At 64.1% G+C, this 7,689-nt stretch carries 7 protein-coding genes and 1 riboswitch; all 7 genes read right to left on the bottom strand.

The genetic code is table 11. The annotated features are described in order from the left end of the window. Positions 1 to 178: 178 nt before the first annotated feature. On the bottom strand, positions 179 to 532 hold the full coding sequence (locus Q4E11_RS07335) for a metal-sensitive transcriptional regulator (RefSeq protein WP_303164825.1): 354 nt from the start codon (positions 530 to 532) through the stop codon (positions 179 to 181). Beyond that, complete coding sequence (locus Q4E11_RS07330; protein ID WP_303164824.1) at positions 525 to 2,753, bottom strand: cation-translocating P-type ATPase; 2,229 nt, start codon at positions 2,751 to 2,753, stop codon at positions 525 to 527. Before Q4E11_RS07330 ends, Q4E11_RS07335 begins: the two co-directional genes overlap by 8 nt. 30 nt (positions 2,754 to 2,783) lie before the next feature. Then, positions 2,784 to 2,993, bottom strand: coding sequence for a heavy-metal-associated domain-containing protein (locus tag Q4E11_RS07325; protein ID WP_303164823.1), 210 nt, complete (start codon positions 2,991 to 2,993; stop codon positions 2,784 to 2,786). A gap of 37 nt (positions 2,994 to 3,030) precedes the next feature. After that, the gene (locus Q4E11_RS07320; RefSeq protein WP_303164821.1) at positions 3,031 to 4,209 is read right to left on the bottom strand and encodes an HNH endonuclease signature motif containing protein; all 1,179 of its coding nucleotides are present in this window, start codon (positions 4,207 to 4,209) and stop codon (positions 3,031 to 3,033) included. Positions 4,210 to 4,330: 121 nt separating this feature from the next. Beyond that, positions 4,331 to 5,842: an AMP nucleosidase gene (locus Q4E11_RS07315; protein ID WP_303164834.1), complete on the bottom strand. Its 1,512-nt coding sequence runs from the start codon at positions 5,840 to 5,842 to the stop codon at positions 4,331 to 4,333. A gap of 66 nt (positions 5,843 to 5,908) precedes the next feature. Beyond that, positions 5,909 to 6,262, bottom strand: a complete 354-nt coding sequence (locus Q4E11_RS07310) for a hypothetical protein (RefSeq protein WP_303164820.1) — start codon at positions 6,260 to 6,262, stop codon at positions 5,909 to 5,911. An 11-nt stretch (positions 6,263 to 6,273) separates the two neighbouring features. Continuing rightward, positions 6,274 to 6,394: riboswitch (SAM riboswitch) on the bottom strand. Between the two features lie 43 nt (positions 6,395 to 6,437). After that, entirely contained in the window at positions 6,438 to 7,646 is a 1,209-nt protein-coding gene (locus Q4E11_RS07305) for an Nramp family divalent metal transporter (protein WP_303164833.1), read from the bottom strand. Positions 7,647 to 7,689 lie beyond the last annotated feature (43 nt).

Genomic DNA, 7,689 nt, shown 5'->3' with positions numbered 1-7,689 from the left:
GAGGGATGTGACTCCCGCACGCGTTCCAGGCGTGTGACATAGGCCGCTAGTCGAATCCTCCAACGTCGATAAAGACTACCCAACAACCTTGAAATTCCCAAACCGACGCTCTCACCAGCGCAAACGCGGCAATAACCGGGTTATTGCGTTACGACGTTCGCACCCCCACTCCCGGAAGTTACTTCGCCAGCCGCGCAATAGCCGCCGACGCCTCCGCCAGCTTGGCATCCAACTCCTCCTGGCCACCTTCCGCCGCATGAACCACGCAGTGATGAAGGTGAGCATCCAGGAGAGTCAGCGCCAACGACCGCAACGCCGAATTCACAGCCGAAATCTGAGTGAGCACATCAATGCAGTACTCCTCGTTCTCAATCATCCGACCAATGCCACGAACCTGCCCCTCAATACGACGCACCCGAGATGCGTAGCGACGCTTCTCCGCGAGGTAACCGGGGTCGGTGGTGTCGTGGCAGCAAGTGCCGTCGTCAAGCGCGTGCGTAGACGACGGGTCGGAACAACACTGCTCACTCATGAATTGGCTCCTTTCCGGGAGTGGACTGAGAATTGGTCGGGGTGAAACCGCGCAGGCGCAGGCTGTTACCGACCACAAACACAGAGGAAAACGCCATCGCAGCGCCCGCCAGCATCGGATTGAGCAAACCAAGCGCGGCAACCGGAATCGCCAGCACGTTGTAGAAGAACGCCCAGAACAAGTTCGAGCGAATCGTGCGCAGCGTCTGCTTGGACAGGCGCAGCGCGTCGGCGGCGGCCAGCAGATCGCCACGCACGAGCGTGATATCTGCAGCTTCCATGGCCACGTCCGTGCCCGTGCCCATCGCCATGCCCAGATCAGCCTGCGCAAGAGCAGCAGCATCATTGATACCGTCGCCGACCATCGCCACGCGGGCGCCGTCGGCCTGGAGCTGCTTGACCTTGTCGACCTTATCCTCCGGCATCACTCCCGAAATCACATTCTCGGGCGCAATACCAACCTCCGCCGCGACCTTCTTCGCCGGGCCGGCGGCATCGCCGGTGAGCAGGATCGGGCGCAACCCCCACTCCCGGAATTTTGCAATCGCAGCAGCCGATGTCGGCTTCACCGAATCCGCGACCGTCAGCGTGCCGAGGTGCTCACCGTCGCGGCGCACGGCCACGACGGTCCCCCCACTCCCGGAATTTTCCGGAGCGCGGCCGACCTCGATGCGGTGGCCGTCGACGGTGCCTTCCACCCCCACTCCCGGAATATCCCGAAAATCAGAAACCGGGAGTAGGGCGTTTGCGTCGGCCTTATCCACGATGGCCTGCGCAATCGGGTGGTGCGAGGCCGACTCGACGGAGGCCGCGAGGGCGAGGAGATTTCCGGGAGTAGTACTCCCGGCCGGCGAAACATCCACCAGCTCCATAACACCCGTGGTCACCGTGCCCGTCTTGTCGAGCACAATCGTGTCCACCTTCCGCGCCTCTTCCAACACCTCCGGGCCGCGCAGAAGGACACCCGACTTGGCGCCTTCGCTCGTGCCGACCAAGAGCGCTGTGGGCGTCGCCAAGCCAAGCGCGCACGGGCACGCGATAATGAGCACGGCGACGGCGGCCGTCACCGCCTCGCTCGCGCCGTGCCCCGTGACCAGCCACGCGATCAGCGTGACGACGGCAATCGCGATAACGGCGGGCACGAACACTCCCGAAACCCGATCCGCCAGACGCTGCACCGGCGCCTTGCCGGTCTGCGCCGCCTCGACCATCGCAGCCATCCGCGCGAGCTGTGTCTCGGAACCCACGCGCGTGGCGCGCACGACCAGCCGACCCGACGTGTTAATCGTCGCTCCCGTGACTTCGTCGCCGGCGCTGACCTCGACAGGCATCGGCTCGCCGGTCAGCATCGACGCATCCACCGCCGACGCGCCATCGACAACGACGCCGTCCGTCGCGATCTTCTCGCCAGGCCTGACGACGAACGTCATCCCCTCCCGGAGTTGGTCCACGGGCAGGCGCTTCTCCACTCCCGAACTTTCGAGGATGGTGACGTCCTTGGCGCCGAGCTTCATCAACTCCCGGAGCGCCTGACCTGCGTTGCGCTTGGAGCGCTTCTCGAAGTAGCGGCCGAGCAGCACGAACATGATAATGCCGGCCATCGCCTCGAGGTAGATGTTCATGTCGGCTTGGCCGGGAGTGACGGTGAAGTGGAACTCGTGCTTGAGTCCCGGCTGCCCGGCGCGACCGAAGAACAGCGCCCACAAGCTCCAGAGGAACGACGCAGTGGTGCCCATCGTGATGAGCGTGTCCATCGTGACCTCGCCGTGACGCAGATTCTTCAGCGTTGCACGGTGGAACGGCCAGCCGGCCCAGACGAACACCGGCGCCGACAGTGTCAGGCACAGCCACTGCCAGTTGGTGAACTGGAGAGCGGGGATCATCGACATCGCGATGACGGGGACGGTGAGGAGGACGGAGCCAATGACGCGGTTGCGGAGGCCTTCTAGCTCCCGGTCTTTTTCTTCGGGAGCAGCTCCCGGTTCCTCGTCTTTATCTTCCTTCGGGAGTTCGGCGGTGTACCCCGCCGCCTCGATGGTATCGACCAGCTGCTGGGGGTTAATGTCCGCCGGCGCTTCAACGTGTGCCTTCTCCGTGGCGTAGTTCACGCTCGCGGTGACACCCTCCAGCTTGTTCAATTTGCGCTGGATACGGTTGGCGCAGGAAGCACACGTCATCCCGCCGACGGGGATATCAACGCTTAGAAGTTGCTGCTCGGACATGGATACCTACCTTTCGGGAACGGAGACGGGCTAGTTGGCAACAGCCTCGTAGCCCGCCTCCTTCACTGCAGCGATTACTGCAGCGTTGTCAATGTCTCCGTCTGCCGTAACTGAGAGGAAATTCCGGGAGCGGTCCACCTCGACACCCGTGATGCCCGGGAGTTCAGAGACTTCCTCCCGCACCGATGCCTCGCAGTGTCCGCATGTCATGCCAGTAACAGTAAAAGTTTGATTAGCCATACCCCGACATATACCCCCCATGGGTATATTTGTCTACCTATTCGCGCTGACGGTAGGCCGAGTAGGCCCGCCCCGCGAGAGCTGTCGGGAAGGCTAGGTTGAATTCGGGCGGTGCGTGCGGAGACGGCGGGCGACGGTAGACCGCGCCGGTGCCGTCGTCACGCTCAAGATGACCGTTGAGCCCCTGCCTGTCGTCGTCGTTGGCGGCGTTGTGTTCTTTGCAGGTCATGACCATGTTTTCCATGGTCGTGGCGCCGCCGTGTTTTCGAGCGACGAGGTGGTGCGCCTGGCCGGCGTGCGCCGGGCGCGGACACCCGGGCCACGCGCAGATCGGATTGTCCAGGATCATCGCGATGCGTTGCTCCTCCGTCGCCAGGCGCGGGTTGTGCATCGGGAGTAGGTCGGTCGGCGTGTTGTGCTCGTCGTAGACCAGCACCCAGCCGGTCTCCGCGAGCAGCGCCTCGACGAATTGTCCGGGAGTGAGCACCGAGCCGTTCGACGTCGCTGCAAACCGCGGACTGTACTCCACAATGTCCTGCGCGGTAACGATGAGCGCGGGCTGGTAACGGAGCTTGTCGACGTCGTCAAGCGGACCGACCGCCCCGTGCGCCAAGCGCTCTGCCAGCGCCTGACCGACGCACCGATCGCGGGTGTAGTCCTCGTGCGCCTTGGCGATTTCGGCTGCGCGCACGGTCAGCGGCGCGACCAAATCGTCGATCATGTTGGCTGGGCCGGTGACCTGCAGATGCTTCATCCCGCGGATGTCGGGATTCCGGGAGACGTGAGCGCGCAGGTGCTGCGGCGGCTCGTCGGTGCGGTTGAGCTCCTTGACCTTGGTGCGCATGTAGGTGTCGAGGCCCTCGAAGTCGTAGGCCGCGGCGGCGCGAGTGAAATCCAGGCGGTAGTACTCCCGGATTTCGACGTTATTGAGCTGGCCGGCGCGCTTGTCGATTTGCAGCACCGTATCCAGCGAGAGCTTCAGCTCCCGGGCGATCGTAACGGCCTTGTCGCGACTTTCGACATCCACGTCCTTTTCCACCGTGCCGAACAGCCGCTCGGCGCAGCGCAGCAGGCGCTTGAGCCGGAAGGGGTCGAAGCCGATGCTGGCTGCCAACTCCCGGTGCCCGGTGGATTTTTCCGGGAGTGCGGCGCGCAGGTCGGCGAGCACGTCAATCCCCCGTGTCGCCAGCGCGCTGAGCAGTCCCAATGTCGTCATGGAGCTAAGGCTAGTGCGCAGGTGAGGTCGGCTTCAATCGCTTTTCGCCGTTGTCCACAGGCCGTCGTAAAGCATGCACAATCTGCGGAAATGGGCTTGACTGCCCACTCCCGAAAGTGCCCTACCGGAACGCGACCTCGCCAACGGGACGACGCAACTTCCGGGAGTGGAGGGAGTCGGGAGCGGTGGCCATATCCTCACACGCGCGCACGGCGGCCATGAGGTGCTCCTCCTTGGAGGACTGGTAGAACTCGCGGGCGGATTTCGGGAGTTTGGGCTTGTCGTGCAGTGGCATGTCGGAGACACTGAGCAGCGCGCCGTAGGGAACGCGGAAGCGGTAGCCGTTGGCGGCGACGGTGGCGGATTCCATCTCCACGCCGATGGCGGTGGATTTCTGCAGCTCGCGGTAGAGGTCGGCCTGGGAGCGCCACTCCCAGTTGCGGTCGGAGGTCGACAGCACGGTGCCGGTGCGCAGGCGCTTTTTCAGCTCATCGCCGGTGAGCCCGGAGACGCGGCGTAGGGCGTTGGTGACGGCGAGCTGCACCTCGGCAATCGGCGGGATGGGCTTTTCCAGGGGCACGTAGTTGTCCAGCACGCCGTCAGCGCGGTCGTAGCCGTTGGCGAGAATCATGTCACCGATGCGCATTCGGCCGTCGAGGCCGGCGCAGTGGCCGACCATCATCCAGCAGTGTGGGCGCGTGACGGCCAGGCAGTCGGTGATGGTCTTGGCGTTCGAGGGGCCGACGCCGATGTCGATGATGGTGATGCCGCATTGATCGTCGCGAAGCAGGTGGTACGCGGGCATCTGCGAGGCGTGCGCGCGCTCTCGGCAAATTCCGGGAGTGGGGATGGCGCCGACGTCGTAGCGCTTTCCGCCCGGGCAGACCAGCGCGGTGTAGCCATGGGGATTTCCGGGAGTGAGGCTGCGGGCGTAGTCGAGGAACACGTCCGTGTGCAGCTGGTAGTTGGTAAATAGCACGAAGCGCTGGATGTTTGCGGCGTGGGAGCCGGTGTAGTGCTCGAGACGCTGGAGCGCGAGGTCGGTGCGCTGCGCGGTAAAGAGGCTTAAAGGTTTGATGGGAAGACCGAGGTAGTCCGCCTCGCCGTCGGCGATGGTGTCATCGATGCAGGCGGAGTCAATAGGGGTGAACATTTTCTCGACCGCCGCCAGCGCGCTTGCCGACGCCCCTTCCCGCCCCGCCGCTTCCTCGGCAGCCGCGTCGAATCCGCGGCACATCCGCAGCGGAATGGGCTGATCGGAGACACGCACCTCGACTTCGCCGCCGTGGTTGGCCAGGAGGTCGTTGATTTGCTCGATGAGGTAGGTGCGGAACATCACCGGGCGGGTGATGGTGGTGGCATACACTCCCGGACGGTCGACGAAGCCGTGTGACAGAGAGGGGTCCACACCTTCGACGGCGCTGCCGGTGGGGACGGTGAAGCGCAGCTCGGGGTAGTAGGCCCGCACCGGCCCACTCCCGGATTCGGAAATTCCGGGAGTGGGGGCTAGCTCCTTGTACTGCTCGACCAAGTACGCCATCCCGGCCCGGTGAATTTCGGTGAGCCGGTCGACGGCGGCGGCGGGGTCGGTGAAGAAGTCACCTTCGCCTTCGGTGGGCCAGAACGGGGGCATGGCGGAGTCTCGAAGCTGCATATCCCAAGGCTAGGCGGGAAGTTTCGGCCTCGCATCCGGAGGCGCTTACCGCCTGCTCCATGCTCCATCGCGGCTGCGGCGGATTTCAAAGACCTGCTCCACCAGGTAGCCGCCGATGATGGGGATGGTGAGGAAGTGGCGACCGTCGTCAAGCTCGTGCCAGAGGATGCGCCCGTAGCGCACGCCGTCGCGGACGTGGGCGCTTAGGTAGTCGGCGCGTTGTTGGCCGCGGAGGGTGGCGTAGAAGGCGGGGTCGACGGGCAGCGGGACGAGATTCCGGGAGTGGGGGTCGATGGCGCCCGCGGGCAGGCGCACGGCGACGGGGCGGCCGTCGACAAGGAGGTCTGCGGTGTGACGGCTGAGGCTGATGATGTGGACATCGCTGATTGTGGTGTGCATTTCTGCGCTCCTATTCGCTCTTCCTCACAGGCGGTCTGTGGGGCTGATCTTCCTTTGGGGCACCGAGTCCGCGAATCGGGCGGTTGCCTATCGACGCTGTCAAAGGCCATTTCTCGTCGATATCTTGCGATCGTGTGGCTAACCCTAACACCAACTAGACAGCTTTGTCTACTACCTAGACGGCCTCCCCCATCAACACCAGCACCACCAGCACCACGTTGAGGGCGATAATCAGTGCACAGATAACCCACGACACCCAGCGCAGCAGGGGCGTGTTGGCCCAGATGCCCATCTCGGAACGCGAGGAGGTCATGCGCACCAGCGGGACCAGCGCAAATGGAATGCCAATCGACAGCACCACCTGGCTGAGCACCAGCGCCCAGGTCGGCTCGACACCGCTGGCGATGACCAGCAGCGCGGGAATGATGGTGACGGCGCGGCGGACAACAAGCGGTACGTGCACCTTCAGCAAGTCGCGCATAATCAGGTCGCCGGCGTAGCAGCCGACCGAGGATGACGCCAGCCCGGAGGCCAGCAGTCCGACAGCGAAGAGCACTCCCACCACCGGTCCAAGTGCGCTGGTCACTGCGGCGTGAGCACCTTCGATGGAGTCCGTCCCTTCCACTCCCGGAAGAGCTTCGGCGGCGAGACACAGCATGCCGATATTCACCGAGCCGGCGAGCACGAGGGCGGCGAAGACATCGATACGCGTGGCGCGCAGGTGCTGGCGCAGCGAGGAATCGTCCTCAACCTCGTATTCGCGGTCGCGCACGAGTCCCGAATGCAGGTAAACCGCGTGTGGCATCACGGTCGCACCCAGCATGGACGCGGCCAGCACGACAGTGTGCGCACCCTGGAAGCGCGGGATAATGCCGCTGGCCATCTCGCCGACACTCAAACCGGTGACAAATAGCCCCGCCAGGAATCCCACCGTAATAACCAGCAGGAACGCCACAATGACGCCTTCAAACGTGCGTTGCGAACGCCCGCCCTGCAGCAACAACAGCCCCAGCGACACCACGCCGACAATAATGCCGCCGAGCAACATGGGAGTGCCGAAAAGCAGATGCAGCGCGGTGGCACCACCAATAATTTCCGCCACATCCGTCGCTGCAGCCACAATCTCGGCTTGCAACCAGTAGGCCAGCCGCCCGGACTTATTCGAACCGAAACGCTCGGCGACACCGGCCGTCAGCGAACGCCCCGCCACGAGGCCGTACTTCGCCGACAGATACTGCACCACCATCGCCATGAGGTTGGACACCACCAGCACCCACAGCAGCAGATACCCATAGCTCGCGCCCGCAGACAGGTTCGCCGCCACATTTCCAGGGTCCACGTAGGCAATCGCGGCAACGAAGGCAGGCCCCAGCAAGCTCATCATCGGCTTGCGGTTTTTCTCGCTTAACGACGTCACCTGCGACAAC

The organism is Corynebacterium sp., assembly GCF_030532195.1.
Lineage (GTDB): Bacteria > Actinomycetota > Actinomycetes > Mycobacteriales > Mycobacteriaceae > Corynebacterium.
This window is presented reverse-complemented; position numbering and strand designations above follow the sequence as displayed.

Excerpts from the sequence above, each read along its gene's own strand:
- Q4E11_RS07335 (WP_303164825.1), bottom strand. The coding sequence starts at position 532 with ATGAGTGAGCAGTGTTGTTCCGACCCGTCGTCTACGCACGCGCTTGAC.
- Q4E11_RS07330 (WP_303164824.1), bottom strand. The coding sequence starts at position 2,753 with ATGTCCGAGCAGCAACTTCTAAGCGTTGATATCCCCGTCGGCGGGATG.
- Q4E11_RS07325 (WP_303164823.1), bottom strand. The coding sequence starts at position 2,993 with ATGGCTAATCAAACTTTTACTGTTACTGGCATGACATGCGGACACTGC.
- Q4E11_RS07320 (WP_303164821.1), bottom strand. The coding sequence starts at position 4,209 with ATGACGACATTGGGACTGCTCAGCGCGCTGGCGACACGGGGGATTGAC.
- Q4E11_RS07315 (WP_303164834.1), bottom strand. The coding sequence starts at position 5,842 with ATGCCCCCGTTCTGGCCCACCGAAGGCGAAGGTGACTTCTTCACCGAC.
- Q4E11_RS07310 (WP_303164820.1), bottom strand. The coding sequence starts at position 6,262 with ATGCACACCACAATCAGCGATGTCCACATCATCAGCCTCAGCCGTCAC.
- Q4E11_RS07305 (WP_303164833.1), bottom strand. The coding sequence starts at position 7,646 with ATGATGAGCTTGCTGGGGCCTGCCTTCGTTGCCGCGATTGCCTACGTG.